Source organism: Mangrovactinospora gilvigrisea, assembly GCF_001879105.1.
Taxonomy (GTDB): Bacteria; Actinomycetota; Actinomycetes; order Streptomycetales; family Streptomycetaceae; genus Mangrovactinospora; species Mangrovactinospora gilvigrisea.
Window position 1 is genome coordinate 123,503 of record NZ_MLCF01000043.1, and the last position, 26,035, is coordinate 149,537.

Annotated in this window: 25 protein-coding genes; 10 read left to right on the top strand and 15 right to left on the bottom strand. The window is 76.1% G+C overall.

Features of this window, described 5'->3' with window-relative positions:
* Position 1 precedes the first annotated feature (1 nt).
* Both BIV57_RS09655 and mshA read right to left on the bottom strand, forming a co-directional pair.
* Positions 2 to 514 carry a type III secretion system chaperone family protein gene (locus BIV57_RS09655; protein WP_071656279.1) on the bottom strand — a complete coding sequence of 171 codons (513 nt, stop codon included), beginning with the start codon at positions 512 to 514 and terminating at the stop codon, positions 2 to 4.
* Positions 511 to 1,812, bottom strand: a complete 1,302-nt coding sequence (mshA, locus tag BIV57_RS09660) for a D-inositol-3-phosphate glycosyltransferase (protein WP_071656280.1) — start codon at positions 1,810 to 1,812, stop codon at positions 511 to 513. The genes BIV57_RS09655 and mshA overlap by 4 nt, the downstream gene beginning before the upstream one ends.
* Before the next feature lie 164 nt (positions 1,813 to 1,976).
* Between mshA and BIV57_RS09665 the strand changes: the two genes are divergently transcribed.
* Entirely contained in the window at positions 1,977 to 2,696 is a 720-nt protein-coding gene (locus BIV57_RS09665) for a class I SAM-dependent methyltransferase (protein WP_245797510.1), read from the top strand.
* A gap of 13 nt (positions 2,697 to 2,709) precedes the next feature.
* Here BIV57_RS09665 and BIV57_RS09670 read toward each other — a convergent pair whose 3' ends face one another.
* Positions 2,710 to 3,270 carry an O-acetyl-ADP-ribose deacetylase gene (locus BIV57_RS09670; protein WP_071656282.1) on the bottom strand — a complete coding sequence of 187 codons (561 nt, stop codon included), beginning with the start codon at positions 3,268 to 3,270 and terminating at the stop codon, positions 2,710 to 2,712.
* A gap of 99 nt (positions 3,271 to 3,369) precedes the next feature.
* On the opposite strand from BIV57_RS09670, the gene BIV57_RS09675 reads away from it, so the two are divergent.
* Both BIV57_RS09675 and BIV57_RS09680 read left to right on the top strand, forming a co-directional pair.
* The gene (locus BIV57_RS09675; RefSeq protein WP_071656283.1) at positions 3,370 to 4,605 is read left to right on the top strand and encodes a PP2C family protein-serine/threonine phosphatase; all 1,236 of its coding nucleotides are present in this window, start codon (positions 3,370 to 3,372) and stop codon (positions 4,603 to 4,605) included.
* Positions 4,605 to 5,795: a sensor histidine kinase gene (locus BIV57_RS09680; RefSeq protein ID WP_071656284.1), complete on the top strand. Its 1,191-nt coding sequence runs from the start codon at positions 4,605 to 4,607 to the stop codon at positions 5,793 to 5,795. Before BIV57_RS09675 ends, BIV57_RS09680 begins: the two co-directional genes overlap by 1 nt.
* 24 nt (positions 5,796 to 5,819) lie before the next feature.
* Here BIV57_RS09680 and BIV57_RS09685 read toward each other — a convergent pair whose 3' ends face one another.
* The 4 genes from BIV57_RS09685 to BIV57_RS09700 form a co-directional block, all read right to left on the bottom strand.
* A complete protein-coding gene (locus tag BIV57_RS09685) occupies positions 5,820 to 6,173 on the bottom strand; it encodes a DUF2516 family protein (RefSeq protein WP_079170177.1) in 354 nt (117 codons plus the stop codon).
* A 126-nt stretch (positions 6,174 to 6,299) separates the two neighbouring features.
* Complete coding sequence (locus BIV57_RS25080) at positions 6,300 to 7,028, bottom strand: hypothetical protein (protein ID WP_071656285.1); 729 nt, start codon at positions 7,026 to 7,028, stop codon at positions 6,300 to 6,302.
* A 28-nt stretch (positions 7,029 to 7,056) separates the two neighbouring features.
* Positions 7,057 to 7,440: a helix-turn-helix domain-containing protein gene (locus BIV57_RS09695; RefSeq protein WP_071656286.1), complete on the bottom strand. Its 384-nt coding sequence runs from the start codon at positions 7,438 to 7,440 to the stop codon at positions 7,057 to 7,059.
* Positions 7,441 to 7,493: 53 nt separating this feature from the next.
* Positions 7,494 to 8,402, bottom strand: a complete 909-nt coding sequence (locus BIV57_RS09700) for a helix-turn-helix domain-containing protein (RefSeq protein WP_071656287.1) — start codon at positions 8,400 to 8,402, stop codon at positions 7,494 to 7,496.
* A 142-nt stretch (positions 8,403 to 8,544) separates the two neighbouring features.
* Between BIV57_RS09700 and BIV57_RS09705 the strand changes: the two genes are divergently transcribed.
* Entirely contained in the window at positions 8,545 to 9,936 is a 1,392-nt protein-coding gene (locus BIV57_RS09705) for an MFS transporter (protein WP_079170178.1), read from the top strand.
* Between the two features lie 32 nt (positions 9,937 to 9,968).
* Positions 9,969 to 10,619: a class I SAM-dependent methyltransferase gene (locus BIV57_RS09710; RefSeq protein ID WP_071656288.1), complete on the top strand. Its 651-nt coding sequence runs from the start codon at positions 9,969 to 9,971 to the stop codon at positions 10,617 to 10,619.
* 58 nt (positions 10,620 to 10,677) lie between these two features.
* Here the strand turns inward: BIV57_RS09710 and BIV57_RS09715 are convergent, their stop codons facing one another.
* The 4 genes from BIV57_RS09715 to BIV57_RS09730 all read right to left on the bottom strand — a co-directional run bounded on the left by BIV57_RS09715 (position 10,678) and on the right by BIV57_RS09730 (position 15,356).
* A complete protein-coding gene (locus BIV57_RS09715) occupies positions 10,678 to 11,655 on the bottom strand; it encodes a LysR family transcriptional regulator (protein ID WP_079170179.1) in 978 nt (325 codons plus the stop codon).
* A 47-nt stretch (positions 11,656 to 11,702) separates the two neighbouring features.
* Positions 11,703 to 12,749, bottom strand: a complete 1,047-nt coding sequence (locus BIV57_RS09720; protein WP_245797504.1) for a sigma-70 family RNA polymerase sigma factor — start codon at positions 12,747 to 12,749, stop codon at positions 11,703 to 11,705.
* Complete coding sequence (locus BIV57_RS09725) at positions 12,746 to 14,257, bottom strand: MFS transporter (protein WP_079170180.1); 1,512 nt, start codon at positions 14,255 to 14,257, stop codon at positions 12,746 to 12,748. Before BIV57_RS09725 ends, BIV57_RS09720 begins: the two co-directional genes overlap by 4 nt.
* A gap of 76 nt (positions 14,258 to 14,333) precedes the next feature.
* Positions 14,334 to 15,356 carry an Lrp/AsnC family transcriptional regulator gene (locus BIV57_RS09730; RefSeq protein ID WP_071656290.1) on the bottom strand — a complete coding sequence of 341 codons (1,023 nt, stop codon included), beginning with the start codon at positions 15,354 to 15,356 and terminating at the stop codon, positions 14,334 to 14,336.
* A 120-nt stretch (positions 15,357 to 15,476) separates the two neighbouring features.
* Between BIV57_RS09730 and BIV57_RS09735 the strand changes: the two genes are divergently transcribed.
* The 3 genes from BIV57_RS09735 (at position 15,477) to BIV57_RS09745 (ending at position 18,464) form a co-directional block, all read left to right on the top strand.
* Positions 15,477 to 16,889: an MFS transporter gene (locus BIV57_RS09735; protein ID WP_071656291.1), complete on the top strand. Its 1,413-nt coding sequence runs from the start codon at positions 15,477 to 15,479 to the stop codon at positions 16,887 to 16,889.
* 119 nt (positions 16,890 to 17,008) lie between these two features.
* Complete coding sequence (locus BIV57_RS09740; RefSeq protein ID WP_071656292.1) at positions 17,009 to 17,746, top strand: SDR family oxidoreductase; 738 nt, start codon at positions 17,009 to 17,011, stop codon at positions 17,744 to 17,746.
* A gap of 67 nt (positions 17,747 to 17,813) precedes the next feature.
* Complete coding sequence (locus BIV57_RS09745; RefSeq protein WP_175548715.1) at positions 17,814 to 18,464, top strand: sigma-70 family RNA polymerase sigma factor; 651 nt, start codon at positions 17,814 to 17,816, stop codon at positions 18,462 to 18,464.
* A 99-nt stretch (positions 18,465 to 18,563) separates the two neighbouring features.
* Here the strand turns inward: BIV57_RS09745 and BIV57_RS09750 are convergent, their stop codons facing one another.
* Positions 18,564 to 19,598, bottom strand: a complete 1,035-nt coding sequence (locus tag BIV57_RS09750; protein ID WP_071656293.1) for an aspartate-semialdehyde dehydrogenase — start codon at positions 19,596 to 19,598, stop codon at positions 18,564 to 18,566.
* A 105-nt stretch (positions 19,599 to 19,703) separates the two neighbouring features.
* A complete protein-coding gene (locus BIV57_RS09755) occupies positions 19,704 to 20,603 on the bottom strand; it encodes a dihydrodipicolinate synthase family protein (RefSeq protein WP_071656294.1) in 900 nt (299 codons plus the stop codon).
* A 199-nt stretch (positions 20,604 to 20,802) separates the two neighbouring features.
* On the opposite strand from BIV57_RS09755, the gene BIV57_RS09760 reads away from it, so the two are divergent.
* Positions 20,803 to 21,777 carry a LysR family transcriptional regulator gene (locus tag BIV57_RS09760; RefSeq protein WP_071656295.1) on the top strand — a complete coding sequence of 325 codons (975 nt, stop codon included), beginning with the start codon at positions 20,803 to 20,805 and terminating at the stop codon, positions 21,775 to 21,777.
* Positions 21,778 to 21,858: 81 nt separating this feature from the next.
* Positions 21,859 to 24,000 carry an MDR family MFS transporter gene (locus tag BIV57_RS09765; protein ID WP_079170182.1) on the top strand — a complete coding sequence of 714 codons (2,142 nt, stop codon included), beginning with the start codon at positions 21,859 to 21,861 and terminating at the stop codon, positions 23,998 to 24,000.
* A 33-nt stretch (positions 24,001 to 24,033) separates the two neighbouring features.
* Here the strand turns inward: BIV57_RS09765 and BIV57_RS09770 are convergent, their stop codons facing one another.
* Together BIV57_RS09770 and BIV57_RS09775 are read right to left on the bottom strand one after the other, a co-directional pair.
* The gene (locus BIV57_RS09770) at positions 24,034 to 25,305 is read right to left on the bottom strand and encodes a GNAT family N-acetyltransferase (RefSeq protein WP_071656335.1); all 1,272 of its coding nucleotides are present in this window, start codon (positions 25,303 to 25,305) and stop codon (positions 24,034 to 24,036) included.
* A 10-nt stretch (positions 25,306 to 25,315) separates the two neighbouring features.
* Positions 25,316 to 25,936: an RsiG family protein gene (locus BIV57_RS09775; protein WP_139275566.1), complete on the bottom strand. Its 621-nt coding sequence runs from the start codon at positions 25,934 to 25,936 to the stop codon at positions 25,316 to 25,318.
* Positions 25,937 to 26,035: the final 99 nt, after the last annotated feature.

Below are 26,035 nucleotides of genomic sequence, written 5' to 3' on the forward strand. Positions count from 1 at the left end.
CCTAGTCGCGCCCGGGCTCCGCCTCGTCGCCGCGCTCCGCCAGGTGCGCGAAGGCGGCGAGGTTCGCCGTCGGCAGGCCGCGCTTGGTGCGCCAGGCCCACTCGCGGCGGATGGAGGTGGCGAAGCCCAGCTCCAGCAGGGGGTTGAAGCTCCCGTCGGCGGCGTCCAGGACGGTGCCGAGCACCTGGTCGACGTGGGCGGCGGTGAGGCCGTCGAGGGGGATCCGGCCGGCGAGGTAGATGTCGCCGAGCCGGTCGAGCGCGAAGGCGACGTCGGCGAGCCGGAGGTTGCGCTCCAGCAGCCAGCGGTAGACGGCCTCGTGGTTCTCGTCCGGACGGCGCACCACGAAGGCGTTGACCGAGAGGGTGTGGTCGCCGACCACCAGCGAGCAGGCGGTGGAGAGCTTGCGCGTCCCCGGCAGCGCGGCCACGTACGTCCCCGGCCGCGGGCTCTCCCACTCCACCCCCGCCTCGTCGAGCGCACGGGCGAGCAGGGCTTCGGCGGACTCCGTCATGGCCTCAGGCTACGGGCCCAGGCGACGGCGCTCCGCGCGGCCGCCGCGTCGGCGTAGACCTCGGCCGTCGCCTCCGCCGCCGCGGACCAGCCGAACCGCAGCGCGCGCAGCGCCGCCGCCGAGCCCATCCGCTCCACCAGCCCGGGGTCGCGCGCCAGCCGGCCCAGCGCGGCGGCCCAGGCGTCCGGGTCGTGGCCGGGGACGAGCAGGCCCGTCCGGCCGTCCGAGACCGCCACCGAGAGGCCGCCGACCGCGGTGGCCACCACCGGCGTTCCGCAGGCCTGCGCCTCGATCGCGGTGAGCCCGAAGGACTCGTTGTAGGAGGGCATCACCAGCGCGGTCGCCGCCCGGAACCAGTCGGCGAGCCGCTCCTGCGGGGCCGCCGGCAGGAAGCGGACCAGGTCCGCGATGCCGAGCCGGTCGGCGAGCCGGTGCAGCCAGGCCGGGCGGGAGGCGCCCGAGCCGCTGGGCCCGCCTATCACCGGGACGATCAGGCGGGCGCGCAGCGCCGGGTCCGCCTCGACCAGCCGGGCGGCGGCGCGCAGCAGCACGTCCGGACCCTTGAGGGGCTGTATCCGCCCGGCGAACAGCAGCACCGCGGCGTCGCCGGGCAGGCCGAGGCGGGCGCGGGCGTCGGCGCGGCCGCGGCCCGGGTTGAACAGGTCCAGGTCGGCGCCCGGGTGGACGACGGCGACGCGGGAGGGGTCCGCGGAGTAGTGCCGCTCCAGCTCGGCCGCCTCGGCCTCGGTGTTGGCGATCAACCGGTCCGAGGCGTCCACCACCTGCTGCTCGCCGATGACGCGGACGGCGGGCTCGGGGGTGTCGCCGGCGGCGAGGTGGGCGTTCTTCACCTTGGCCATGGTGTGCATGGAGTGCACCAGCGGGACGCCCCAGCGCTCGGCGGCGAGCCAGCCGACCTGGCCGGAGAGCCAGTAGTGGGAGTGGACCAGGTCGTAGTGGCCGATGTCGCGGGCCGCCTCGGCGGCGAGCACGCCGTGGGTGAAGGCGCACAGCTGGGCGGAGAGGTCTTCCTTGCGCAGGCCCTCGTAGGGGCCGGCCTCCACGTGCCGGACGAGGACGCCGTCCTCGAGGCGGACCAGCGGCGGCTGGGCGCCGGAGGTGGCGCGGGTGAAGATCTCCACCTCGATGCCGCGGGCGGCGAGGTGGCGGGCGAGCTGGACGATGTAGACGTTCATGCCCCCGGCGTCGCCGGTGCCGGGCTGGTGCAGGGGGGAGGTGTGCACGCTGAGCATGGCGATCCTGCGGATCGCCGTGGCACGGTGACGGTCATGGGGCACGAGGGCGCGAACACCGCGCCCCCGCGGCTTATTCCCTGCTCCTGCCGCCCCTTCGCCCCGGCGCCCCGCCCGTGGGCGGTCGCGGTTGGCCGTAGCCTGGTCGGGTGGACAAGCCGGTGGGCGCCCCGACGCGCGGGACGACGAACCCGAACCGGCTGCGCCGCATGGACCGCTGGATCGCCGCCGTCCAGGAGAGCAGCCTGCGCCGCGGCGCCGCGCCCCTCGCCGTGGACCTCGGCTACGGCGCCTCCCCCTGGACCGCCGTGGAGCTCCACCACCGCCTGCGCCGCGTCAACCCCGCCGTGCGCGTCCTCGGCCTGGAGATCGACCCCGCCCGCGTCGCCGCCGCGCAACCGCACGCCGCGCCGCCCGGGCTGACGTTCCGTCGGGGCGGCTTCGAGGTGCCGGTGCCCGGCGGCGGGCAGGCCACCGTCATCCGCGCCGCCAATGTGCTCCGCCAGTACGACGAGGACGAGGTCGCCGCCGCCTGGGCGCTGCTGCGCTCCCGCCTCGCGCCGGACGGCCTGCTGGTGGAGGGGACGTGCGACGAGATCGGGCGGAGGCACGCCTGGGTCGCGCTCGGCCCGGAGGGGCCGCGCAGCCTCACCCTCGCCGCCCGGCTGGCGGTGCTGGAGCGCCCCTCCGACCTCGCGGAGCGCCTGCCGAAGGCGCTGATCCACCGCAATGTGCCGGGCGAGCCGGTGCACGCCTTCCTCGCCGACCTGGACCGCGCCTGGGCGGCCGCCGCGCCGTACGCGGCGTTCGGCGCCCGGCAGCGCTGGGCGCGCGCGGTCGGGGCGGTCGCCGCGGACTGGCCGCTGGTGCGGGGGCGCGAGCGGGAGGGCGAGATCACCGTCCGCTGGGACGCGGTCGCCCCGCGCTGACCGCCCGGGGCGGCTACCGTGCGACCTCCGCCGCATAGATGTCATAGCTTTCTTCGCTGAACAGGACGAACCGGACCTCTTCGAAGACGTGCCCGCGGCCCGCGGCCTCGTGCACCGCCGCGCGCACGGCCGCCACCGCCACCGGCGCCGCCGCGTCGACCGGGTAGCCGAAGATGCCCGTGGAGATCGCCGGGAAGGCCACCGTCCGCGCCCCCAACTCCGCCGCCGCCCGCAGCGCTTGGGTGTGGCAGGAGGCGAGCACCTCGGCGGCCTCCTCGGCCCGGCCCGGCGTCCAGACCGGGCCGACGGTGTGGACCACGCAGCGGGCCGGCAGCCGGCCGGCCGTGGTCACCACCGCGCGGCCGGGCGGCAGGCCGCGGCCGTAGTGTCCGGCGCGCAGCCGGCGGCAGGCGGCGAGGATCTCCGGGCCGCCCTTCCTGTGAATCGCGCCATCCACTCCCCCGCCGCCGAGCAGCGAGGAGTTCGCGGCGTTGACGATCGCGTCGACCTGCTGTTCGGTGATGTCGCCGCGGACCGCGGTGAGGGCCGTGCCGGTCTCGTCGGGTGCGTTCATCGGTCCTGCCGCCTCCTCGGTCGCCGTCCGGGCCGGCCGGCCCGCCCGGCGCCTCCGTTATGGTCGGTGTCTGCACGCAGAGTTGGAGTGACGGTACCCATGAGGCATGACACACCGGGGCCGGGCGTCGGCGCGGCGCCCGCGGTGCCGTCGGCCCCGTTGTCCCTGCTCCTGGTCGAGGACGACGCGGGCGACGCGTTCCTCGTCGAGGAGCTGCTCGCCGAGGCCGGCACCGACGTCCGCATCCGCTGGGCGAAGTCGGTGCGCGAGGCGGCCCGGCTGCTCAACCCGTCGGTCGACTGCGTGCTGCTCGACCTCGGGCTGCCCGACTCGGCGGGCCTGGACGGGCTGCGCCGCCTCATCGAGGCCGCGCCCGGCACCGCCGTCCTGGTGCTCACCGGTATGTCGGACGCGCACCGCGGCGCCGCCGCGGTGGCCGCCGGCGCGCAGGACTACCTCGTCAAGCAGGAGGTGGACGGCTCCCTGCTGACCCGCTCCATCCAGTACGCGGTGGAGCGCAAGCGCGCCGACGAGTCGCAGCGCCGACTGGTGGAGTCGGAGCTGCGCGGCCAGGAGAACGCCCGGCTGGAGCGCGGCCTGCTGCCGACGCCGCTGCTGGAGGGCTCGGGCCTGCACTTCGCCTCCCGCTACCGGCCGGGCCGCAGCCGGGCGCTGCTGGGCGGCGACTTCTACGACGCGGTGCGGGACGCCGACGGCACCGTCCATGTGATGATCGGCGACGTCTGCGGGCACGGCCCGGACGAGGCCGCGCTGGGCGTGCTGCTGCGGATCGCCTGGCGGACGCTGGTGCTCGCCGGCCTGACCGGCCGTCGGCTGCTGCGCACCCTCCAGCAGGTGCTGGAGCACGAGCGGGACACCGAGGAGATCTTCGCCACGCTGTGCATGGTGGAGATACCGGCCGGCGCGGGTTCGGCGGGGCTCCATCTGGCCGGGCATCCGGCGCCGGTGGCGATCCCCCGGCAGGGCGCGCCGGCGCTGCTGCCCGCCGACGGCGCGGGCCCGGCGCTGGGCCTGCTGCCCGGCGACGGGGGCGACTGGCCGCGGATCGACGTCCGGCTGGGCGAGGAGTGGCAGCTGCTGCTCTACACCGACGGGCTGATCGAGGGCCGGGTCGGGCGCGGTTCGGCGCGGCTGGGCGAGGACGGCATGATCGACCTGCTGGGCCGCCAGTTGGCGGCCGGGCACGCCGGGCAGGCGCTGATCGACCGCACGCTGGCCGAGGTGGAGCGGCTCAACGGGGACGCGCTCACCGACGACGTCGCCGTGCTGCTGCTGGGCCGGCGCCCGGACGGCCCGGTGGCGGGGGCCCGCTGATGGTGCGGGAGCACGACCAGCGGGCGGACCACCGCAGGCCGCGGCCGCTGCGGCGGCGCTCGCCGGGGACGGCCGTCCCCGGGGTGCGGGATCTGCGGCGGCTGCTGGGCTTCGCCTCCTGGGTGCTGGGCGCGGTGCTGCTGGCGGCGGCCGGCTGCACGGCGTGGGCGGTGCAGGCGCACGCCGACGAGGCGCTGCAGATCACCCTGGCCGCCGCGGTGGTGGTGCTGGCGCTGCTGGCGATGGTGCTGCTGGTGACGGTGCGCCGGCTGATGGTGGTGCCGATCACCCTGCTGGGCCGTCAGGTGCGGCGGGTGACGGAGGGCGAGTTCGAGCGGAGCGTGGAGGGCACCGGCCCCAACGAGATCGTGGGCCTGGGCGAGGACGTCGATCTGATGCGGCGCCGGATCATCGACGAGTGGACGTCGGCCAACGAGGCGCGCCGGATGCTGGACGAGCACGCCGAGGAGCTGCGCCGCTCCAACGCCGAGCTGGAGCAGTTCGCCTATGTGGCCTCGCACGACCTCCAGGAGCCGCTGCGCAAGGTGGCGTCCTTCTCGCGGCTGCTGAAGCGCCGCTACGCCGGGCGGTTGGACGAGCGGGCGGACGCCTATCTGGACTTCGCGGCGGACGGCGCGGACCGGATGCAGGCGATGGTGGCGGGGCTGCTGGAGTTCTCCCGGGTGGGGCGGCGCGGACACGGGGCGGCCGACGGCACGGCGGTGGATCTGACGGAGGCGGCCCGGCAGGCGCTGGCGTCGCTGGCGACGGCGCGGGAGGAGTCGGGGGCGCGGGTGGAGATCCTGCCGCTGCCGACGGTCCGCGGGGACGCGGTGCTGCTGCGCCAGCTGCTGCAGAACCTGATCGGGAACGCAATCCGCTTCCGGGGCGGGGAGCCGCCGCGGATCCGGCTGGCGGCGCGCCGGGCGGGCGACGAGTGGGAGTTCTCCTGCGTCGACAACGGCATCGGGATCGACCCGGAGCACGCCGAACGGATCTTCGTCATCTTCCAGCGGCTGCACCCGCGCGAGGAGTACGAGGGGACGGGCATCGGGTTGTCGCTCTGCCGCAAGATCGTGGAGCACCACGGCGGGCGCATCTGGCTGGACACCTCGCCGCGGGAGCGGGGCGCGGTCTTCCGGTGGACGCTGCCGCGCTGGAGCGCGACCGCCTACGGCGACGGGGAGTAGCGGGCCCGCGCCGCGGGAGCGCGGCTACCAGGGGCCGTAGGGGCCCATGGTGTTGCGGGAGGTGCCGCGGCCGCCGCCCTTGCCGATCTGCTTGACGGCGGGGCGCACGTCGACCTGGTAGATGATCGCGACGATCAGCCCGGCGACGCCGAAGATGCTGATCAGGCCGCCGAGGCCGGGCACCAGGTCGAGGACGACCGCGAGGCCCAGCAGGATGATCCAGAAGCCCTTCTGCTTCTTGTCGGCGGCCCGGAACGCGCCGGCCGGGCGGATCGCCGCGTCCACCAGCATGACCAGCTTGTAGAGGGTGAGCGCGAGGCCCAGGTAGTACAGGACGAGTCCGAAGTAGCCGATCAGCAGGCCGCCTTCGCCGAACATGGGTCCTCCGGTGGATCGGGGCGGGGCCGGCCCGGGGCCGGTGGGGCGTTCCGTCCGATCCATCCTGACACGGACCGGGGGCGCCGCGGCGGCGGACCCGGCGCGTCCGGTCCGCCGCGGCGGCGGTCACTCGGCGTGGCCGTCGTCCTCCGGACGGGCGGCGCCGGGCTTCGCCGAGTTCGGCCCGGCGGAGTCGGGCTTGGCGGTGGCGCGGGTGGTGCGGGAGCGGGCGCCGGCGCCGCCGCCCGTGCCGGTGGTGCGGCGGGAGCGGGCCGCGCGCGGCTGCGGGGCGCCGTCCTTGGCGGTGGCGTCCTTGGGCGCGGCGTCCTTGTCCTTGGCGGCCGCGCCCCGACGGGCGGTGCCCCGGTGGGTCGCGCTCTTCGGCGCGGCGGCGCCGCGGGCGTTGGCCGTCCGGCGGGCGCTGTGCTCCTCCGGCGGCTCGGCGACCTTGACGTGCTCGGGGGCGGGCTCCGGCTCGGCGCCCAGCACGGTGCGGCCGCGCTCGATGTAGCCGTCGTAGGCGTCGCGGGCCCGGCCGGCCGCCTCGACCACGACGCCGACCTGCTGCAGGGCGAACGCCTGGGCGCGGTCCGGGATCTGGCGCACCCCGCCGCCGGCGAGCGCGCCGACGGCCTCGATCATCTTGGCCTGGACCTCGTGGACGGTGCCGAGCAGCTCGCCGCGGGCGGCGCGCGGGTCGGCGGCGAGCCGGGTGATCCGCTCGCGGGCGGCGTCGCTCGCCCCGGCCGCGGCGTACAGCGGGCCGGAGTCGGGCAGCTGCGAGGCCATCTCGTTGACGAGCTTCTTCACGTCGTCCGGGGTGGGAAGGTTGGGGATGTTCGGGATGCCGGGCATGGGTTCTGCCTCCCGTTGCTGGAGTGGCCTAGGTGGGCTCGGCGCTGCCGTCGGCGCCGAGGGACGCGTTCTCGCGGCGGAACGCGTCGTAGATCTCGACCAGGACGCCCTTCTGGCGCTCCGTGATCGTGGGGTCGTCGAGGATCGCGGCGCGGGTGCCGACGCCCCGCTCGTCCTTCTCGTCGAGGATCCCGGCGTGGACGTAGAGGGTCTCGGCGGAGATCCGCAGGGCCTTGGCGATCTGCTGGAGGATCTCCGCGCTGGGCCGGCGCAGCCCGCGCTCGATCTGGCTGAGGTAGGGGTTGGAGACCCCCGCGGCCTCGGCCAGTTGCCGCAGCGAGTACTGGGCGCTGCGGCGCTGCTCGCGGATGTACTCGCCGAGCGTGCCGACGCCTTCCTTGAGCGATGCCATGCCCCCAGCGTGCCGTCCGGCGCTTGCAATTGCAAGCGCCCTGCTAGCTGGAGTTAACCGTGTCGGCGGAACGGCTCGGCGTCCGCCTCCCGCGCCGGCGCGGACGGGGAGTCCATGTCGAGCAGCACCATGGCGTCGTGGTCGGGGGTGCCCGGCTCGGCGTGGTAGGCGACCATCCGGGCGCCGTCGGTGCCGTCGAGGGACATCACCTCGTAGCCGAGATCGAGGTCGCCGACCTCGGGGTGGCGGAAGCGCTTGGTGCCGTCGGTGCGGGCCCGGACGTCGTGGCGCTCCCACAGCCGGGCGAAGTCCGAGCTCTTCACCGCCAGTTCGCCGACGAGCCGCACCAGGTCGGGGGCGTCCGGGTCGGCGCCGGCGAGCGCCCGCAGATGGGCGACGCTGGACGGCAGCAGCTTCGCGTGGTCGCGGTAGAGGGTGTGCGCGGCCGGGTGCAGGAACAGATAGCGCGTCATGTTGCGCCGCTCGGCCGGCCATTCGTCCATCCCGGCGATCAGCCGCAGCCCGGGGCGGTTGGCGGCGATCAGGTCGTTGACGCGGTTGACGACGTAGACCGGGTTGGGGCGCAGCGCCTCCAGCAGCCGCAGCGTCCCGGGCCGCACCAGGCGCTCGGCGGCGTCGGGGCGCGGGTCGGGGTTGCGCCTCCGGTAGGAGCCGCGGGTGGCGAGGCCGCAGAGGTAGGCGCGCTCGTCCGGGTTGAGCAGCAGCGTCTCGGCCAGCGCGTCGAGCACCGCGTGGCTGGGGTGGCGCTCGCGGCCGCGCTCCAGGCGGGTGTAGTAGTCGACGCTCACCCCGGCGAGGGTGGCCAGCTCCTCGCGGCGCAGGCCCGGGGTGCGGCGCCGCCCGTGGCCGGGCGGCAGGCCGACGTCGGCGGGGGCGACCTGGGCGCGGCGCGCCTTGAGGAACTCGCCGAGGGCGTTGTCGCTTGCCGGTGCGCTGCTCATGACGGCGAGTGTCGCACCGGGCGGCGGCGGTTGGGAGGGTGTGCCGCTCCCCCTCATGGCGCGGTCTGGGTGGACCCCTTCGATCCCGGGAGGCTCGGTGCCGACGCCGAGGGGCCGCGGGGCCCGAGGGAGGAGAGACACCATGGCTGTCGGGATACGGAGCCTGCCGCCGAGGGCGGCGGCGGTGGAGCGGCCGGTGCACGCCGGCGCGGTGCTGGCGGCGGCGCTGCTGGGCGGGTTCGTCATCGCCCTGGACGCGCTGATCGTCACGGTGGCGCTGCCGGACGTGCGGCGCGAGCTGCACGCCGGGATGGCCGGCACCCAGTGGGCGGTGGACGGCTACACCCTGCCGTTCGCGGCGCTGATGCTGTCGGCGGGGGCGGTGGCCGACCGGTTCGGGGCGCGCCGGGTCTTCGCGGCGGGGATCGCGCTCTTCGCGGTGGCGTCGGCGGCGTGCGGGCTGGCGCCGACGGCGGGGGCGCTGATCGGGGCGCGGGTGGTGCAGGGTGCGGCGGCCGCGGTGGTGATGCCGGCGACGCTGGCGCTGCTGCGGGAGGCGTTCCCGGACGCGGCGCGGCGGGCGCGGGCGCTCGGGGCGTGGACGGCGGGCGCCTCGGTGGCGGCGGCGGCCGGTCCGGTGCTGGGCGGGGTGCTGGTGACGGGGCTGGGCTGGCGCTGGGTGTTCCTCGTCAACCTGCCGGTGGCGGCGGCCGCGCTGGTGCTGCTGCGGTCGGCGGGCGCGGTGGGGGTGGTGTCCCGGCGGGGTGCTCCGCTGGACGGGGCCGGGCAGGGCCTGGTGGCCGCCGGGTTGGGGCTGCTGGCGTTCGGGGTGATCGAGGGCCGGGTGTGGGCGACGGCCGCGGGGCCGCTGCTGGTGGCGGCGTTCCTGTGGCGGCAGGGGCGGATCGCGCATCCGCTGGTGCCGCTCGCGCTGCTGCGGTCGCGGACGGTGGCGGCGGCGCTGGCGGTCGGCTTCGCCGTCAACGCGGCCTTCTACGGCGGGGTGTTCGTGATGACGCTCTGGTTCCAGCAGGTGGCCGGGGCGTCCGCGCTGCTCACCGGGGTGCTGTTCCTGCCGATGACGGCGCTGATCTCGGCGGTGAACCTGGCCGGTCCGCGGCTGGCGGCCCGGTTCGGGCCGCGGGCGGTGGTGGCGGGCGGCCAACTGCTGCTGCTGGCCGGGCTGCTGGCGCTGGCCCTGGTCGGCCCGGGCGCGGCGGCGGGGCTCCCGGTGTGGGCGGCGGCGCTGCTGCTCGCCCCGGTGGGGGTGGGCTGCGGGGTGACGGTGCCGGTGGTGACGGCGCAGATGCTGGGCGCGGTCCCGGCGGAGCGGGCGGGGATGGCGTCCGGACTCTTCAACACCGTGCGGCAGTTGGCGGGGGCGCTGGCGGTGGCGGTCTTCGGGGTGCTGGTCGCGGGCGGGTCGTTCGCGGGGTTCGCGGCGTGCTGGTGGATCGCGGGCGGGGCGACGGCGGCGGGCGTGGCGGCGCTGCTGCTGGCGGGACGGGTCCGTCCCGAGGGCCGAACCTCCTGACGGATGCCGCGCGCGGATGGCAGGCTGTCCCGATGATCAGACCTGCGACGGCCTGCCACCGCGCCCACGACGGCGAGTTCGCCGCCCCGGCGCCGGACGCCCCCGACACCGCCGGCACCGATCGGCGCGCGATCCTGGAGCTGGCCGGGGCCGTGCGCGGCCGGCGGATCCTCGACCTGGGCTGCGGGCCCGGCCGCTGCGCGGAGGAGCTGCTGCGGCGGGGCGCCGCGCTGGTGGTGGGCGCGGAGGGCAGCGAGGCGCGGCTGGAGCAGGCCCGGGAGCGGCTCGGCGGATGGCTGGCGGGCGGGCGCGAGGCGCCGGCGCGGAAGGGCGGCGGCGGGCGGCGGGCGGGCACCTCCGCCGAGCTGCATCTGCACGATCTGGAGGAGCCGCTGGTCTTCGCGGGGGACGCGTCCTTCGACACCGCGGTGATGGCGCTGGCCTACCACCGCGTCCGCGACCGGGCGGCCCTGCTGGCGGAGGTGCGGCGGGTGCTGCGGCCGGGCGGGGTGCTGCTGCTGTCGACGGCGCATCCGGGGGCGGGGGCGGCCCGGCCGCTGACGCTGGAGGCGCTCTTCGGGGAGCTGCTGGGGGCGGGGTTCGTCCTGGAGGAGCTGCGCGAGCCGCGGGCCGCGGAGGAGGACGACCGGGAGCTGCTGGCGCTGCGGCTGCGCCGGCCGTAGGGCGCCTTCTCCGGGCCGGCGGGTTGGCAGGTTGGCGGCTTGGCGGGCCGGCGGGCCGTCAGATCAGGTCGGCGTCGCCGTCCCAGGCGGCGTCGTCGGGGTCGGGGGCGGCGTCGACCCCGTCGATCTCCTGCTGGACGTGCGGCGGCAGCACATGGATGTGCCGGGAGAGGGTGTCGGCGAAGGCCGCGGTGAGCGGGTCGGGCCGGGTGCGGGTGTAGGCGGTGAGGGTGCGCCGGATCGGCGGGTCGGGCAGCAGGATCCGGCCGTCGATGTGCCCGGGCACCATGTTGGCCGGCACCAGCGTGGGGCCCATCCCGGCGGCGGCGAGCAGCGGGCCGGCGGCGGCCTGGTTGGTGCGGACGGCGATCCGCGGCCGGTAGCCGGCGTCCGCGCAGGCCTGGTCGAGGAGGTCGGCCATGCCGTGGCCGGGCTCGTAGTGCACCCACTCGCGCTCCTTCAGCTCGCGCAGCGGCACCCGCCGGCGGCCGTCCTCGCTGAGGCCGACGGCCGGGTCGCCGTGCGAGACGACGATCACCAGCTCCTCGACGCCGAGCCGCCGCATCGGCCCCTCCCAGCCCTCCGGCTCCGGGCCGACGGCGAGGTCGGCCTGGCCGGCGGCCATGGTGGACTGCAGGGCGTCGGCCGTCATGTGCTCCATCAGCCGGATGGCGATCCCGGGGTGCGTCTCGTGCCAGGCCCGCAGCGCGACCGGCAGCACCCCGAGGCTGCCGGAGACCATGGTGGCCAGCTGGATCTCGCCGTGCGAGAGCCCCGTGACGCGCCGCGCCGCGGCCACCGCCCGCGCCGAGTCGGCGAGTGCGGCGCGGGCGTGCGGCAGGACGGCCCGTCCCAGCGGGGTGAGCCGGGTGGCCCGCGGCAGCCGCTCCAGCAGCGAGCCCCCGAGGTCCCGCTCCACCGCCCGGATCTGGTGCGACAGCGCCGGCTGCGTGACATGCAGCTGTTCGGCGGCCCGGGTGAACGAACCGTTGTCCACCACGGCCACCAGGTACTCGAACTGCCGCAAGGTAGGCATAAACAAAGATTATCGGCCCGTGCGAGCGCTCGGCGCCCGCCTCCGCCTCACCCCTGCGGGAGGCTCGGCGGGAGGCGGAAGGCGGCGAAGAGCGCGGGGTCGATGAAGGCGGTGGTGCGGGCGATGCGGGTGGGGGTGGTGGTGAAGACCTGGATGCTGTGCGGGAGGTAGGGGCCGGAGCCGGCGTCCGCGGGGCCGCGGTAGGCGGCGAGCGCGGGCTGGGCGTTGGCGGTGAGCGGCACCATCCGCCAGCGGCCGCGGGCGGGCGGGCAGGTGCGCTCCAGGAAGGCCCGGTACGCCGCGCGGCCCAGGAACCAGGCGCGGGACGGGGGCATCTCGAGGATCGCCTCGTCGGCGAGGAGCCGGGCGAGGCCGGCGAAGTCGGAGGCCTCGAAGGCCGCGGCGTAGCGGTCGACGACCGCCCGGTCCGCGGGGTCGGCGGGGTCGTCGACCTCGTCCTCGGTGACGCCGGCGCGGCCCAGCCGCGCCCGGGCCCGCTGCAGCGAGCTGTTGACGGCGGGGACGGTGGCGTCCAGCATCGCCGCGACCTCGGCCGCGGGATGGTCCAGGACGTCGCGCAGGATCAGCACGGCCCGCTGGCGGGGCGGCAGCAGCTGCAGCGCGGCGACGAAGGCCAGCCGCAGCCCGCGCCGGCCGACCAGGACGTCCGCCGGGTCCTCCCCGTACGGGCCGGGGAGCGGCTGCAGCCACGGCACGTCGGGCTCGCGGTGGATCAGCAGGTGCGGGTCGTCGCCGGGGTCGCCGGCGGGCGCGCCGAGGCCGGCCGGCAGCGGCCTGCGGCGGCGGCCCTCCAGCGCGGTGAGGCAGGCGTTGGTGGCGATCCGGAAGAGCCAGGTGCGCAGCGAGGCGCGGTGCTCGTCGTAGCGGTCGAAGGCGCGCCAGGCGCGCAGCAGCGTCTCCTGCACCAGGTCCTCCGCGTCGTGCGCGGAACCCGTCATCCGGTAGCAGTGGGCGAGGAGTTCGGCGCGGTGCGGGGCGGTGCGGCGGGCGAAGTCCTCGTCCGCGTCGTGGGGCGGGGCCGGCACGGCGTCCATGATGCCGTACCGGCCCGCCGCGCGGGGCGGCGCGCTCACCGCGTCGCCCGGCGCAGGGCGAGGGCGGTGAGGACGCCGAGCAGCATCAGCCCGGCCTCCAGCACCCCGGAGGCGGCGACCGCGTGCCCGGCGGTCCGCGCCCCGGGCCCGGCGAGGCCGAGGTAGAGGGCGCCGACGCCGGTCATCCCGGCGAGCTGGCCCACCTGCATGGCGGTGGTGAGCAGTCCGCTGGCGTCGGCGGCGTGCCGCGGCTCGACCTTGGCGAGCGACTGGTTCAGCGCCGGGCTGACGATCAGCCCGAGGGCGGCGCCGAAGAGCGTGAACGCCGTCCAGGCGAGCGGCCCCGGCCCGGTGCCGTCCCGCAGCCCGGCGGCGATGCCGAGCAGCGCGGGGACGCTCAGCAGCGCCCCGGCCGCCGGCAGCAGGCCGTGCACCCGGGCGGGCAGCCGCCGCCATCCCAGGCCGACGAGGCCGAACGCGGCGGCGAACGGCAGGAACGTCAGCCCGGCACGCATCGGCCCGTAGCCGAGGTCGGCCTGCAGATGCAGCGCGAGGACGAAGAGCAGCGCCCCGTACGGCGCCGCGCAGCAGACGATGGCGATCGCGCCGACGCCCAGCCCGGGGGTGCGCAGCGACGCCGGGTCGAGCAGCGGGTCGCCGCCGCGGGCGGCGATGCGCTTCTCCGCCGCCCAGAAGGCCGCGCCCAGCAGGACGCCCCCGGCCATCGCGGCGAACGTCCAGGCCGGCCAGCCGAGTTGGCGGCCGAGGACGAGCGGCAGCACCAGCGCCACCACCGCGGAGACCGCCAGCACCAGCCCGAGCGGGTCGAGGCGGCGGGCCGGCGCGCCCGGCGCGCGCCGCGGGTCCGCGGGCACCAGCCGCGGCACCAGCGCCAGCAGCACCGCCCCGATCGGCACGTTCACCAGGAAGGCGGGCCGCCAATGCGCCCCGAACAGGTCGGCGCCGACCACCGCGCCGCCGATGACGAGCCCGGCGACGGCCCCGGCGGAGAGCACCACGGTGTAGAGGCCGAGCGCGGTGGCCCGTGCCCTGCCGCGGAAGTTGACCTGGATGACGCTCATGATCTGCGGGACGAGCACGGCCGCGCCGGCGCCCTGCACCACCCGGAAGGCGATGAGCGCGGCGGCGGTGGGCGCGAGCCCGCAGCCGAGCGACGCGAGGGTGAAGCCGGCGATGCCGGCGAGGTACATCCGGCGCCGCCCGTAGAGCGCGCCCAGCCGGGCGCCGGTGATCAGCAGCATCGCGTAGGCGACCACGAACCCGCCGACCACCAGCTGCAGTTCGGATCCGGTGGCGTGCAGGTCGGTGCTGATGGAGGGCAGTGCGATGTTGGCGATGTAGACGTCGAGCAGGGTCATGAACTGGCCGACGAGCAGGACGGCCAGCATCCCCCAGCGCCGCCCGCCGGGGCCTTCGGCGGCCTCGGCGGCCTCGGCGGCTGCGTTGGTCGCGGCGGTCGGATCGGGGGACGGGACGGTGCCGCGCGGCGAAGGCGCGGCCGGTCGTGCGGAGTGCGTTGCGGTCATGGGAATCCGGCTCCTCTCGCCGGTACATACCGGCGGGAGGGCGCGGACTCATCGGGTCGGGCTCATCGGGTCGGGCTCATCGGGTCGGGCGGGTGCTCTGGGGACGTCCGGCCGGCGGGAAGGGGCCCGGGCCCTTGACGGTGCGGTGGATCGGCGAGGTGATGACGCGGGTCAGGTCGGGGATGGCGGCGACGGACTCGGTGAGGTAGCGGTACAGGGCCGTGCCGTCCCGGCAGCTGACAGTGGCCCAGAGGTTGTGCTCCCCGGTGGTCGCCGCGGCGAAGCCGACCTCGGGGTGGGCGGCCAGCGCCCGCCCGGCGGCGGCCAGGCCCGCGGGCGGGACGTCCAGCCAGAGCGCCGCCCGCATCCCGCGGTTGATCAGCTCAAGGTCCAGGTCGAGGTCGAAGTAGAGGGCGCCGGTGCGGCGCAGCTCGGACATCCGGCGCCGCACGGTCGTCTCCGACCAGCCGGTGGCCTCGGCGAGTTCGGCGACCGGGGCGCGCCCGTCGCGGGCGAGGACGCCGACGAGGACGCGCTCCCGCTCGTCGAGGGTGCGGCCGAGGACGGAGCCGTCCGGGCCGTCCTCGGGGGCGAGCGCGGCGACCTGCTCGGCGGTGAGCGGCCCGGTGCGGGTGATGGGCGCCTGCTCCTGGCCGAAGTAGGCGTGCAGCCGGGCGTGGGCCTGCACATCGGTGACGCGCGGGGTGCGGGGCAGCCGGCGGAGCAGCAGGTTGTCGGGCGAGGCGGCGGCCTGCGGGAGCTCGCGCACCGAGAGGCTGATCTCGGTGCCGCCGGAGATGAGGGAGACCCAGCTGGTCTCCTCGCGGCGGGCGAGGGCCTCGGCGAGCGCGGCGGCGGCGTCCGGGGTGCACCGGACGCGGACCATCCAGGAGGTCTCGCCGCAGGCCAGCGGGTCGACCTGGCCGATGGCGCGGAGCGTGCCGGAGGCCACCAGCCGGGTGTAGCGGCGGGCGACGGTCTGGTCGGAGACGCCGAGGACCTCGGCGATGCGCCGGAAGGGCGCGCGCCCGTCCAGCTGGAGGGCGTGGGCGAGGCTCAGGTCCTCGGGGGGCAGCGGCAGCGGGCTGTCGGATTCCACCGGCCCAGGCTATTCGGTGTCGAGTTCCGCCGCGAGGGCGCTTGCGGGGGCGTGTTCCGGGCGTGCGGGCCGGAGTCTGGCCAGCGACAGACGGACCGGAAACGACAAGGAGTGCGTCCGATGCGCAAGTGGTGGCCCCTGGTGGCGATATGCCTGGGCTCCTTCGTCCTGCTGCTCGATGTGACGATCGTGAACGTCGCGCTGCCCCGCATGGCGCGGGACTTCGGCGCGTCCTTCTCCGCCCTGCAGTGGGTGGTGGACGCCTACGCCCTGGCGCTGGCGGCGGTGCTGCTGGTGCTCGGCTCGGTGGCGGACCTGTGCGGGCACCGCCGGGTCTACCTCGGCGGGCTGGTGCTCTTCGCCGCGGCGTCCGCGGCATGCGCGGCCGCGCCGGACGCGGCGGCGCTGGTGGCCTCGCGGGCGGTGCAGGGCATCGGCGGGGCGGCGATGTTCGCCACCGCGACGGCGCTGCTCACCAAGACCTATGCGGGACGGGACCGCGGGGTGGCGTTCGGCTACTGGGGCGCGGTCAACGGGGCGGGCGCGGCGGCCGGCCCGCTGCTGGGCGGGCTGCTCACCCAGCACATCGGCTGGCAGGCGATCTTCCTGGTCAATGTGCCGATCGTGGCGCTGACGGTGGGTCTGACGCTGCGGGCGGTGGCGCCGGACGGGCGGCAGGCGGCCGGGGCCGGGCGCGGCGGCCGGCGGCTGGACGTGCCGGGCGCGGCGGCGTTCACGGCGTGTGCGGCGCTGCTCACCTTCGCCCTGATCCGGGGCGGCGGGCACGGTTGGACGGACGGCGCCGCGCTGGGCGCGTTCGGGGGTGCGGCGGCGGCGCTGCTGGTCTTCGTCCTGGTCGAGCGGGCGTCCGGGGATCCGATGCTGGATCTCGGCCTGATGCGCTCGCCGTCGTTCGCGGGCCTGATGGCCTCGGCGGTGCTGCTGCAGGGGGCGGCGTTCGGGCCGCTGGTGCTGGTGTCGATGTGGCTGCAGTCGCGCTCCGGGTCGGGCCTCGGGCTGGCGCCGGTGCCGGCCGGGATGGCGCTGCTGCCGCTGTCCGGGGTGTCGTTCGCGGTGTCGGCGGTGGCCGGGCGGTGGATCCAGCGGCTCCCGGCGCGCTGGGCGATCGGCGTCGGGCTGCTGGTCATCGCGGCGGGGCTGCTGCTGATGCGGCATCAGCTGGTGCCGGGCGCGGGCCGGTCGGCGCTGTACGCGGGGTTCGCGGTGATGGGGGTGGGCGTGGGCCTGGCGACGCCGGTGCTGGCGTCGGCGGCGATGGCGGCCGTCCCGCCGCGGCGGATCGGCATGGCGGGCGGCGCGGTCAACACCTTCCGGCAGCTGGGCATGACGCTGGCGATCGCGGCGTTCACCACCGGGCTGCACCGGGTGCTGGCGGTGGCGGCCGGCGCGGCGGCGCTCGGGGCGGTGATCGCGCTGGTGCTGGTGCGGTCCGCGCGGCGGGCGCCCGGGGGCGTAGGTCCGCGGTCCTCGGTCGGCGGGACCGCCGGGGCCGATCCGCAGCGCGTGCCATAAGCGCTGTTTATGGAAACCGAAAGCAACGGGACTTGGACTCATCGCAGCGAAAGGAGGATGGTGTTGCATGCATCAGCGCGCGGTTGCGGACGAGACGGACGGAAGGGGCGGGTTCCATCATGGCGGACGGCACACGCTCGCTCGACGGCAAGCGCCTGGTGGTCATCGGCGCCGGTTCGCACACCGGCCGGCTGCTGGCCCGCGCCGCCGCCGAGGCCGGCGCCGAGCTCGTGCTCGCCGGGCCGGACGAGCGCCGCCCGCAGTGGACGGCCGGCGAGCTGCCGGTCACCGAGGAGTCCGTCGAGGTCGCCCGGGTCGACCTGACCGACGAGGACTCCATCCGCGAACTGGCCGCCCGGGTCGGCCGCTTCGACCATCTGATCTCCACCGCCGCCCTCCCCACCGACGGGCCCGTCGCCGAGCTGGAGCTGGCCGCCGCGCGGCGCGCCTTCGACGCCAAGGTGTTCGGCCCGCTGATGCTCGCCAAGCACCTCGGCGGGCAGGTCCGGGAGGGCGGCTCCTTCACCTTCTTCTCCGGGATGACCGCCTGGCGCCCGCGCCCCGGCAAGGTGCTGCGCGCCGCCGTGGACGGGGCGCTGGCCTTCCTCGTCCCGGCGCTCGCGGTCGAGTTGGCGCCGGCCCGGGTCAACGCGATCGCCCCCGGCTATGTGGACACCGGCGCGTGGGACGCGCTGGGCGCCGACAAGCGGGTGGTGCTGCGGCGCGCCGCCGAGCGCAACCCGGTGGGGCGGATCGGCCGGCCGGAGGACCTCGTCCAGGCGGTGCTGTACGTCGTCACCAACCCCTATGTGACCGGCACGGTGCTGCACGTCGACGGCGGCGGGCGCCTGGTGTGACCGCCTGCCGGTGCGACCCCGAGACTTTTTCGACCACCACGACGACAAGGCAGGAGATGCACAGATGATGCTGCACGCGGCCGAACCGATACCGGAGCCCGACGCCGATGCCTCCGCGCCCGTGGGGGTGGAGTCCGAGACCCCCGCGCAGACCACCGCCCGCTTCGAGCGGGACGCGCTGCCGCACCTGGACAAGCTGTACGCGGCGGCGCTGCGGATGTCGGGGAATCCGGCGGACGCGGAGGACCTGGTCCAGGACACCTTCGTGCGGGCGTTCCGCTCGTTCCACCAGTACCGGGACGGCACGAACCTGCGGGCCTGGCTCTACCGGATCCTCACCAACACCTGGATCAACACGTACCACAAGCGGCGGCGCGAGCCGCTGCGGGTGGACGCGGGCGAGGTGGAGGACTGGCAGTACGCGCGGGCGGCGTCCGTGCACTACCTGGGGGGCATCGGGGGGCTGCGGTCCGCGGAGGACGAGGCGCTGGACCGGCTGCCGGACTCGGCGGTGCGCGACGCGCTGGCCTCGCTGCGCGAGGACTTCCGGGTGACGGTCTACCTCGCGGACGTCGAGGGGTTCTCGTACCAGGAGATCGCGGACGTGACGGGGGTGCCGCGCGGGACGGTGATGTCGCGGCTGTTCCGGGCGCGGCGGCGGCTGCGCGCGATGCTGGAGGAGCACGCGGCGGTCGACGGCATGGTGACGGCCGCGTAGGCCTCGCGGTCGGCGCGACACCCGGGTTCGTCGCACCTTCGCCCCGGCACCCCCACCCGGACGGCATGGCCGTCCGAGGGGTGCCGGGGCGGTGCGCTGTCAGGCCGTCAGGGACTGGGCCACCAGTTCGGCGATCTGGACGGCGTTGAGCGCGGCGCCCTTGCGGAGGTTGTCGTTGGAGACGAAGAAGGAGAGCCCGCGGCCCCCGTCCACGGTCTCGTCGGCGCGGATGCGGCCGACGAAGGACGGGTCCTGGCCCGCCGCCTGAAGGGGCGTCGGGATGTCGGTGAGCACCACGCCCGGCGCCCCCGCCAGCACCTCCGCCGCCCGCGCGGGGCTCAGCGGACGGGCGAAGCGGGCGTTGATCTGGAGCGAGTGCCCGGTGAAGACCGGCACCCGCACGCACGTCCCCGCGACCTTCAGCCCGGGGATCTCCAGGATCTTGCGGCTCTCGTGGCGGAGCTTCTGCTCCTCGTCCGTCTCGTTCAGGCCGTCGTCGACGATCGAGCCGGCGAGCGGCAGCACGTTGTAGGCGATGGTGCGGGCGTACTTCACCGGCTCCGGGAAGTCGACCGCCGCGCCGTCGTGGGTGAGCTTCGGCGCCTCGTCGCCGGCCTTGGCGACCTGCTGGTAGAGCTCCTCCACGCCGGCCAGCCCGCTGCCGCTGACGGCCTGGTAGGTGGCGACGACCAGCGCCTGGAGCCCCGCCTCCGCGTGCAGCGCCCGCAGCGAGGGCATCGCGGCCATGGTGGTGCAGTTGGGGTTGGCGATGATGCCCTTGGGGCGGTCCGCGATCGCGTGCGGGTTGACCTCGGAGACGACCAGCGGGACCTCCGGGTCGCGCCGCCACGCCGAGGAGTTGTCGATGACGACCGCGCCCGCCGCGGCCACCTTCGGCGCCAGCACCTTGGACGTCGCGCCGCCGGCCGAGAAGAGCGCGATGTCCAGGCCGGAGAAGTCGGCGGTGGCCGAGTCCTCGACGGTGACCTCGCCGTCGCCCCACGGCAGGGTGCGGCCCGCCGAGCGGGCGGACGCGAAGACCCGCAGCTCGTCCACCGGGAACGCGCGCTCCGCGAGAATGCGGCGCATCACGCCGCCGACCTGGCCGGTGGCCCCGACGATCCCGATCCTCATGCTGCTGGTCTCCTTCGTACTGGCTGCGGCTGCGACTGCGACTGCGGCTGCTGAAGTGCTCCGGTGCACGGCGCTGTGCTGCGGCTCTCCCTGCCCAACTCTGCCCTATCGAAGCGCGGGGTCGTCCAGCCGATTGTCCGCATCGCGGACCGACTCGGGGCGGGCGGCCAGCAGCGGCAGCCGCACCTCGGGGCCGGCGATCAGACCGCGGGCGTGCAGAACGCCCTTGGTCACGGCGGGATTCGGCTCGGCGAAGAGCGCCGCGGCGGCCCGCGCGAGGGCGGTGCCCAGCGCCCGGGCGCGCGGCAGGTCGCCGCGCTCCCGCCAGCACGTGATCAGTTCCACATGGCGCGCGGTCGCCAGGTGCGCGGCGGCCAGGATGCCGCCGTCCGCGCCGAGCGCGAGCATCGCGGGGGCGAAGGCGTCCTCGCCGGCGAGCACCGCGAAGCCCTCGGCGGGGCGGTCGGCGAGCAGCGCCACGGTGTCCGCGTCGATCCCGCCGACGGCCTGCTTGACCCCGGCGATGTTGGGGTGCGCGGCGAGCCGCAGCAGGGTGGCGGCGGAGAGCTGCTGCCCGGTGCGGTAGGGGATGTTGTAGACGATCAGCGGGACGGGCGAGGCGTCGGCGAGCGCGGTGAAGTGGGCGAGCGCGCCGGCCTCCCCGGGGCGGGTGAACGGCGGGACGGTGACCAGCGCGGCGTCCGCCGGGGCCCGCTCGGGCAGGGCGCGCAGCGCCTCGGCGGCGGAGCGGGTGTCCGGGGCGGGGACGCCGACGGTGAGGTGGGCGCCGGGGGTGTCGGCGACGGCGGCGGCGATGACGGCGAGGACGGTCTTCCGCTCGTCGGCGTCGAGCGCGGCCGGCTCGCCGGTGGTGCCGAGGGCGACCAGTCCCGCGGCCCCGTCGGCGAGCGCGCCGCGGGCCAGCCGGTCGAGGGCCGGGGCGTCGACGGCGCCGTCCGGGCCGAACGGGGTGATCAGCGGGAGGTGGAGGCCGGAGAGGGTCATGCGTCCAGGTTCGGGCCCGGCCGAGGCTCAGGTCCAGTTCACGTTTCTGACGAGCAGCGTAAGCAGAGCCGATGCTCGTCCGGGCGGGTTCGGCGAGGCAGGGCGCTCCCCCGGCCTTCGGCCAGGAGGGCCCCTCTCTGCGTGCCGGGCGGCGCGGGAGGTGTGCCCTGCTTCGCCGAACCCGCTTACGCTTCCGGGCATGCTGGATCTTCGACGTCTGCGCCTGCTGCGGGAGCTCGCCCACCGCGGCACCATCGCCGCGGTCGCGGAGGCGCTCTCCTTCTCGCCGTCCGCCGTCTCGCAGCAGCTGTCCGCGCTGGAGCGGGAGGCCGGGGTGGCCCTGCTGGAGCGGACCGGGCGGCGGGTGGTGCTCACCCCCGCCGGCACGGGGCTGGCCCGGCACGCCGAGGCGCTGCTGGAGCGGATGGAGCGGGCCGAGGCGGAGCTCGCGGCCGGCGCGGGCCGGGCCGGGGTGCCGGCCGGGACGGTGCGGCTGGGGGCGTTCCCGACGGTGGCGCGGGGCGTGGTGGTGGGGGCGCTGGCGGAGCTGGCCCGGGAGTGCCCGCTGCTGGAGGTGCGGGTGGAGGAGGTCGACCCGGCGGGGGTGGCGGACGCGGTGCGCGGCGGCGAGCTGAACGCGGCGCTGGTGCACGAGTACGACCTGGTGGCCGGGGTGCTGTGGGAGGCGGCGGGGCTGGCCCGGGTGGATCTGCTGGAGGAGCCGGTCTACCTGGCCGAGGCTGGCGGGGGCAGCGGCGGCGACGGAGGCGACGGCGACGGCGACGGCGACGACGGAGGCGACGGCGGACCGGCCGACGCGGCGGATCCGCTGACGCGGCATCGGGAGTCCCCGTGGATCATGTCGCGGCCGGGCACGCTCTGCCATGCGATGGCCGTCCGGGCCTGCGAGGCCGCGGGCTTCGCGCCGCGCATCCGGCACCGGGTCGACGAGTACGCCACCGTGCTGGAGCTGGTCGCCGCGGGCCAGGGCGTCGCCCTCGTCCCCGGCCTGGGCGCGGTGGGCGCGCCGGAGGGGGTGCGGCTCACCCCGCTGCGGATGCGCCGCCGCATCGCCGTCCTGCACCGCAGGGGCGCGGCGGAGCACCCCGCCCTGGCGGCGGTCCTCGCCGCCCTGGCCAGGGGCGCGGGACGGCGGACGCGCGCGGCGCCCTGACCCCGCGTCACCTGATCAGGCGTCACCCGTCCGGCCACCGCCCCCGGGCCGCGCGGCCCCTCCCCCGGCGACGCTGGAGCGGTGACCCCTGCCACCGCGAGCCGCAAGCCCGAGCCCGCCGCCGAGCCGCCGACCGCCGACATCGCCGCGCCTCCGGAGCTCTCCCTCCGCCAGCGCAACGTCGTCTTCGGCACCATCGCGCTCGGCATGCTGCTGGCCGCCCTGGACCAGACCATCGTCGGCACCGCCCTGCCGACGATCGTCGCCGACCTCGGCGGCGCCTCACACATGTCCTGGGTGGTCACCGCCTACCTGCTCGCCGAGACCGTCTCCACCGCCCTGGTGGGCAAGTTCGGCGACCTCTTCGGCCGCAAGCTGATCTTCCAGCTCTCGGCGATCATCTTCATCGTCGGCTCGTTCCTGTGCGGGCTGGCCACCAACATGCTGCTGCTGATCGTCTGGCGGGCGCTGCAGGGCATCGGCGCGGGCGGGCTGATGGTGACGGCGATGGCGCTGATCGCGGACGTCATCCCGCTGCGCGACCGGGGCCGCTACCAGGGCGCGATCGGCGGGGTGTTCGGGCTCTCCACGGTGATCGGGCCGCTCATCGGCGGGCTCTTCACCGACCACGCCAGCTGGCGCTGGTGCTTCTACGTCAACGTCCCGATCGCCGTGCTGGTGGTGATCGCCGCGGCCCGGAACATCCCGGTGGTGCGCTCCGCGGTCCGGCCGATCATCGACTACCTGGGCATCGTGCTCGTCTCGGGCGGGGCGTGCGCGCTGATCCTCGCCACCAGCTGGGGCGGCAACCAGTACGCCTGGACCTCGCCGGAGATCATCGGACTCTTCGCCGCCGGGGTGGTGCTGCTCGCCGCGTTCTGCTGGGCGGAGACCCGCGCGGTGGAGCCGATGCTGCCCATGCACCTGTTCCGGAACCCGGTCTTCGCGGTCTGCACCGCGCTCTCCTTCGTGGTGGGCTTCGCGATGCTCGGGGCGATGACATTCCTGCCCACCTATCTGCAGTACGTGGACGGCAACTCCGCGACCGTCTCCGGGGTGCGGACGCTGCCGATGGTGGTCGGGCTGCTGGCCGCCTCCATCTACAGCGGCAACGTGGTCAGCAAGACCGGCACCTACCGGATCTTCCCGATCATCGGGACTCCGGTGATGGCACTCGGCCTCTTCCTGCTCTCCCGGATGGGGCGCGGCACCAGCATCTGGCTGGAGTCGCTCTACATGTTCGTGCTCGGCCTCGGCATCGGGCTGTGCATGCAGGTGCTGGTGATCGCCGTCCAGAACACCGTGCCCTACTCGGAGATGGGCACCGCCACCTCCGGGGTCTCCTTCCTGCGGACGATGGGCAGCGCGTTCGGCACCGCCGTCTTCGGCACCATCTACACCAACAGCCTGGGCCCGGCGCTGCGCAGGGGCGTCGAGGAGGCCGTCGGGATCGCGGGCGGGCAGAATGCGGCCGGCATCGCCAGGGCGGCGGGCAGCCCGGAGGGCCTCAAGTCGCTGCCGGCGAACGTGGCGGCGCCGATCATCGACGGCTATGCGCACGCCCTGCACACCGTCTTCCTGTGGACGGTGCCGGTGGCGCTCGCCGGGTTCGCGGTCTCCTTCTTCCTCAAGCAGGTGGAGCTGCGCGGGGTGGCCCGGGCCGCCTCGGCCGACCTGGGCGAGGGGTTCGCGGCGCCCCGCTCCGGGGACGCGCGGCGGGCGCTGGAGTCGGCGGTCGGCGGGCTGCTGCGGACGATGGACGGCAGCACGGTGCGCCGGGTGCTGCGCTCGGCCGACACCCGGCTGGACGTCGCCGGGGCGTGGGCGGTGCTGCAGATCGCGCTCTTCGAACGGCTCGTCGGGCACGGCAGCCTGCGGCTGATCGCCGCCCGGCGGCGGGTGCCCTGGGACGTGCTGCTGCCGGTCTTCGAGCGGATGACCGAGGAGGGGTTCCTGGAGCGCGGCGGCGGGGCCGGGTCCGGGTTCGGCTCCGGCGCGGGCATCTACTCGCTCACCGCGGCGGGGCGGCGCGAGGTGGCCGCCATCGAGCGCGCCTACGGCGAGTGGCTCTACGGCCGGCTGGAGCCGGAGGACGTCGGGCCGCAGTCGGAGGAGTCCGGGCTGCGGCTGCGCGACGCGGTCGACGCGGTGGCCAAGCGGTGGCTGGCCGAGGACCTCACCTCGGGTGCCGTCTCGGCGCACCAGGCGGCCGCCCCGGCCTGACACCGCGTCGGGTCGGAACGCCACCGCGCCGGATCAGAAGCCGTCCGGGCTCCAGGGCAGCCGGGCCTCGTTGAAGAGGGTGTCGATGCGGGCGGCGGCGCCCGTCCACTCCTCGGCGAGGCGGCCCGCGGCCTGCAGCCGGCGGGCCGACTCGCCGCCCAGGTACAGGGTGCCGAGAGAATCCACCGGAAGGGTGATGTCCGGCTCCTGGGTGGTGCGGGTGCAGGTCGCCCCGTCGAGGCCGCCCTCCAGGTGGTAGCTGCCGTTGCAGTGCCCCTGCGGGTCCTCGACGCGGATGATGACCTCGCCCTCCGCCTGGTAGGTGCGGGCCTCCAGCGCGGCGGGGACGTCCAGCACGCGCAGCCACAGCATGTCCTCGCCGCCCACCCGGCGGGCCGCCCGGGCGTCCTCCAGCAGCAGCGGGAACGGGTCGTCCGGGGAGCGGCCGCCGGTGGAGACGGTGCCGATCCAGTCGACGGAGGTGACGTACTGCCAGAGCGCGGCGGCGGCCACCGCGTCGTCGCGGGCCCGCTCGGCGCCGACGATCAGGTCGTCCACCTTGAGCCGGACCTGCGGCACGCCGCCGATCCAGTTCTCCTTGTCCTCGATGCGGTAGGTGAGCGCGCCGGTCGGGCGGCCGCTGGAGTCGCGGTGCAGGACGTAGAAGGCACCCTCCCGCTTGTGCACGGGGTGCGGACGCTGACCGGTCATCATCTGCCAGCGCCACTCCGGGCGTTCCACGGCGCCGACCTGGCGGGCCCGGAAGCGGGCGTGCACCTCGGGCGCGGCCTTGGCGTACTCCTCGGCGTCGACGATCTCGACGGTGCCGGCGGCCCGGTCGATCCAGTCGACGACCTCGGCGCGCAGCCCGCCGCGCGCGCAGTCGACGTCGAACTCGGCGGAAAAGGTGGCCGGACCGAAGCCGAAGCGGCCGTAGATGGGCCACTCGACGGAGATCAGGATGGCCAGCGCCTGGTCGCGGGCGACGGCCTCGGTGAGCTCGGTGGTCATCATCCGGGTCAGCAGGCCCTGGCGGCGGTGCGTGGGCAGCACCGTGACGCCGGTGATCGCGTCGGCCTCGACGGCGCCGCCGCCGGGGACGGTGATCTCCATCGGGAAGCTGCGCAGCGTGCCGACGCAGCGCTCCCCGTCGAACGCCCCCTTCAGGCGGTGGCCGCGCGAGGAGAAGACGGGGCGCCAGAACTCCTCGTTCTCGGGGCTCGGGGGGCGGAGGAACCCGAGGTCGGCTGCGCGGTGCCAGGCCGAGCGCGCGGCGCGGTCGACGTCCTTGATTCGGATGGCCATGCCGGTCAGGCTAGCCTGCCGCACCCTCCAGCAGGTCGTCGACGCTGGCCTCTCCCTCGCGGTAGCGGCGGGCGATCTCGCTGGAGGCGGCGTCCGCGACGCGCTGCACGGCGTGCCGGCGGCCGGAGAGCTGCTGCTCGTAGCCGACCAGGCGGGCGCGGGCGTCGGCGAGTTCGGCGTCGTCGTGCGCGCCGAGGTCGGTGAGCTCACTGGCCATCACCACCGGGACGAGCTCGCGGTAGCGGCGGGCCCGGGGGGCGCGGACGGTGAGGTGGCGGGCGGACCCGCGGACCCGCGGCGGGGCGTCCCGCAGGATCTCGGAGAGGCGCCCGACCAGGTCGTCCTCCTCGGGGGCGGCGTCCCGGGGCGGGGCCGGCGGCTCGCCGTCCCGACGGCGGGTCAACTCGGCGCGCAGGATGTCGATCCGGCCCTGGAGCATGCGCCGCAGATAGGAGAGGTCGGCCTCCTCCTCGCGGGCGGCGGCGCGGATGGCGCGGAGCCGGTCGAGGGGCAGCCGGCGCAGTTCGGCCGGGTCGTCCGGGCCGAGGTCGGCGGCGTCGGGGCCGACGCCGCCGATCGGATCGTGCGCGCCGAGCCCGTACACCGTCGCACCGCCGAGCAGGTCCGTCACGCGGGGACTCTCGGGTTCCACCAGCAACACCAGCATTCCGTGGGCGGGGGCCCGGCCGCGAAGCGCGACCGGCCGCACAATCGTCCCATCCGCCACCGG

Bases quoted from the DNA above. Each gene is read 5' to 3' on its own strand.
- BIV57_RS09655 (WP_071656279.1), bottom strand. From the start codon at position 514: ATGACGGAGTCCGCCGAAGCCCTGCTCGCCCGTGCGCTCGACGAGGCG.
- BIV57_RS09665 (WP_245797510.1), top strand. From the start codon at position 1,977: ATGGACCGCTGGATCGCCGCCGTCCAGGAGAGCAGCCTGCGCCGCGGC.
- BIV57_RS09670 (WP_071656282.1), bottom strand. From the start codon at position 3,270: ATGAACGCACCCGACGAGACCGGCACGGCCCTCACCGCGGTCCGCGGC.
- BIV57_RS09675 (WP_071656283.1), top strand. From the start codon at position 3,370: ATGAGGCATGACACACCGGGGCCGGGCGTCGGCGCGGCGCCCGCGGTG.
- BIV57_RS09680 (WP_071656284.1), top strand. From the start codon at position 4,605: ATGGTGCGGGAGCACGACCAGCGGGCGGACCACCGCAGGCCGCGGCCG.
- BIV57_RS09685 (WP_079170177.1), bottom strand. From the start codon at position 6,173: ATGTTCGGCGAAGGCGGCCTGCTGATCGGCTACTTCGGACTCGTCCTG.
- BIV57_RS25080 (WP_071656285.1), bottom strand. From the start codon at position 7,028: ATGCCCGGCATCCCGAACATCCCCAACCTTCCCACCCCGGACGACGTG.
- BIV57_RS09695 (WP_071656286.1), bottom strand. From the start codon at position 7,440: ATGGCATCGCTCAAGGAAGGCGTCGGCACGCTCGGCGAGTACATCCGC.
- BIV57_RS09700 (WP_071656287.1), bottom strand. From the start codon at position 8,402: ATGAGCAGCGCACCGGCAAGCGACAACGCCCTCGGCGAGTTCCTCAAG.
- BIV57_RS09705 (WP_079170178.1), top strand. From the start codon at position 8,545: ATGGCTGTCGGGATACGGAGCCTGCCGCCGAGGGCGGCGGCGGTGGAG.
- BIV57_RS09710 (WP_071656288.1), top strand. From the start codon at position 9,969: ATGATCAGACCTGCGACGGCCTGCCACCGCGCCCACGACGGCGAGTTC.
- BIV57_RS09715 (WP_079170179.1), bottom strand. From the start codon at position 11,655: ATGCCTACCTTGCGGCAGTTCGAGTACCTGGTGGCCGTGGTGGACAAC.
- BIV57_RS09725 (WP_079170180.1), bottom strand. From the start codon at position 14,257: ATGACCGCAACGCACTCCGCACGACCGGCCGCGCCTTCGCCGCGCGGC.
- BIV57_RS09735 (WP_071656291.1), top strand. From the start codon at position 15,477: ATGCGCAAGTGGTGGCCCCTGGTGGCGATATGCCTGGGCTCCTTCGTC.
- BIV57_RS09740 (WP_071656292.1), top strand. From the start codon at position 17,009: ATGGCGGACGGCACACGCTCGCTCGACGGCAAGCGCCTGGTGGTCATC.
- BIV57_RS09745 (WP_175548715.1), top strand. From the start codon at position 17,814: ATGCTGCACGCGGCCGAACCGATACCGGAGCCCGACGCCGATGCCTCC.
- BIV57_RS09750 (WP_071656293.1), bottom strand. From the start codon at position 19,598: ATGAGGATCGGGATCGTCGGGGCCACCGGCCAGGTCGGCGGCGTGATG.
- BIV57_RS09755 (WP_071656294.1), bottom strand. From the start codon at position 20,603: ATGACCCTCTCCGGCCTCCACCTCCCGCTGATCACCCCGTTCGGCCCG.
- BIV57_RS09760 (WP_071656295.1), top strand. From the start codon at position 20,803: ATGCTGGATCTTCGACGTCTGCGCCTGCTGCGGGAGCTCGCCCACCGC.
- BIV57_RS09770 (WP_071656335.1), bottom strand. From the start codon at position 25,305: ATGGCCATCCGAATCAAGGACGTCGACCGCGCCGCGCGCTCGGCCTGG.